Source organism: Mesorhizobium sp. M7A.F.Ca.AU.002.02.1.1 (genome assembly GCF_003998535.1).
In the GTDB taxonomy this organism is placed as follows: domain Bacteria; phylum Pseudomonadota; class Alphaproteobacteria; order Rhizobiales; family Rhizobiaceae; genus Mesorhizobium; species Mesorhizobium ciceri.
Genome location: NZ_RZPB01001228.1, coordinates 1 through 1,139 on the forward strand (window position 1 = coordinate 1; position 1,139 = coordinate 1,139).

2 protein-coding genes are annotated in these 1,139 nt (G+C 67.8%); one reads left to right on the top strand and one right to left on the bottom strand.

Features of this window, described 5'->3' with window-relative positions; translation table 11 throughout:
- Positions 1-266: GNAT family N-acetyltransferase (locus tag EN879_RS36695; RefSeq protein ID WP_164774878.1), on the top strand; the 266-nt coding region annotated here is incomplete at its 5' end.
- 4 nt (positions 267-270) lie between these two features.
- On the opposite strand, the gene EN879_RS36700 is transcribed toward EN879_RS36695, so the two are convergent.
- A complete protein-coding gene (locus tag EN879_RS36700; RefSeq protein WP_127274753.1) occupies positions 271-1,128 on the bottom strand; it encodes a LysR family transcriptional regulator in 858 nt (285 codons plus the stop codon).
- Between the last annotated feature and the right edge of the window lie 11 nt (positions 1,129-1,139).

Genomic DNA, 1,139 nt, shown 5'->3' on the forward strand with positions numbered 1-1,139 from the left:
GGGCCGAGATCGCCAAGCTGATGACACGCACAGACTACCGGGGCAGGGGCGTGGGAACGCGCCTGATGCGGGCCGCCGAGAGCCTTGCGGTGGAGAAGGGCCGCACGCTGCTGGTTCTGGACACGGCAACCGAGGAGGGCGCCTCAGGCCTCTATGAGCGGTTGGGCTTCACGCTGGCCGGTGAGATACCGGACTATGCCCTGAAGCCGCATGGCGGGCTGACCGGCACGCTGATCTACTGGAAGCGGATCGGGCAAATCTCGTAACCAATCATGCCGGCGCGGAGAGGCGCGACAGCAACCACTGGCGGAAATCCTGCTCGGCGCCGGTTAGGCGCGCTGTCGACGCCTTGGTCAGAAAATGGCCCGATGTGCTGGAGAGTTCGAAGTCGGAAAGCCTGACCAGCGTCTTGCTGTCGAGCGCCGCATCGACCAGCGGCCGCGAGCCCAAAAGCACGCCGGCGCCGGCCTTGGCCGCTTCCATGGCGGCAACGAAGCTGTCGAAGCGGTGCGATCGCCTGGGATGGCCGGCCAGCCTGGCGGCAGCGAACCATTCCGCCCACATCTCGCGCGCGCCGGCAACCAGAAGCAGCGGCAAGGAGGTCCAGTCTGCGTCGCCGACCAGACCCGGAGCCGCCACCGGCACAAGCCGCTCGGCGGTCAGCCTGTCGGCTTCGCGGCCGGGGAAGGATCCGTTGCCGAAACGGATATCGAGCACCGAGCCTGGCAGGTCGTAATCGGTAGGGCGATGGATCGTCACCAGGTCGAGCTGGATGCGCGGCAGTGCCTTCGCGAGATCGGGCAGCGCCGGAACCAGCATCAGCAAGGCAAAGGAAATCGGCGCCCGGATGGTCACGGTCTGGACGGCGCGCGGCTCGAACAGTTCCGCGGTGCTGTTGCCGATGGTGGCGAAGGCCGACTGGATGTGGGGGAGGTAGGCTGCCCCCTCCGGCGACAGGGCGACGCCGCGCGCCAGCCGCGAAAACAAACGTGTCTTCAGCCGCTCCTCGAGAAAGCGGATGTGCTGGCTGACGGCCGCCTGGGTGAGGCCAAGCTCGGCTGCCGCCGCGGTGAAATTCGACAGCCGCGCCGCAGCCTCGAAACTGCGCAGCCAGTCGAGCGGCGGCAGCCGAGCTTGGC